Source organism: Neisseria sp. SLRRB23 (assembly GCF_050896295.1).
Classification (GTDB): Bacteria; Pseudomonadota; Gammaproteobacteria; order Burkholderiales; family Neisseriaceae; genus Neisseria.
The window spans coordinates 1-403 of record NZ_JBPBFH010000101.1; the positions used below are offsets into that span (position 1 = coordinate 1).

The 403-nt window shown below is 47.1% G+C and carries 1 pseudogene; it reads right to left on the reverse strand.

Annotated elements, in window-relative coordinates:
• Positions 1 to 132 (reverse strand): annotated as a pseudogene (locus tag ACRPFF_RS11270) (acyl-CoA thioesterase); the annotation flags it as partial.
• Positions 133 to 403: the final 271 nt, after the last annotated feature.

The window sequence follows — 403 nt, forward strand, 5'->3', positions numbered from 1 at the left end:
GGCATACGAGATGACGTCGAGTCTCGTGGGCTCGGAGATGTGTATAAGAGACAGATCGATGCGGATGGTTTGTCCGAACCGTGCGGGGCGTATGTATTTCAAGTCCATTTTGACGATGGGCCAACTGAAGCCGCCTCAATCATGAGGGGGCGCATTCAGACGGCATTTTCGGCACACGGGGCGGGCGCGATGTGTTCTAATACGCCCCAAGCCGCCACCAGAAATCGGGAGACACGCCATATGACCGGCATCATACATTCGCTGCTCAATTTGAAATTGCAACAGCTCTAAGTGTGATAAAAGTCATAAGTTTTTTCATGTGTTTCTCCTATGTTATAACTGAATTAGCACAAATTATAAACTTTTACCGAAGGTTAAGGTCAACATTCATTCCGAAAATGTT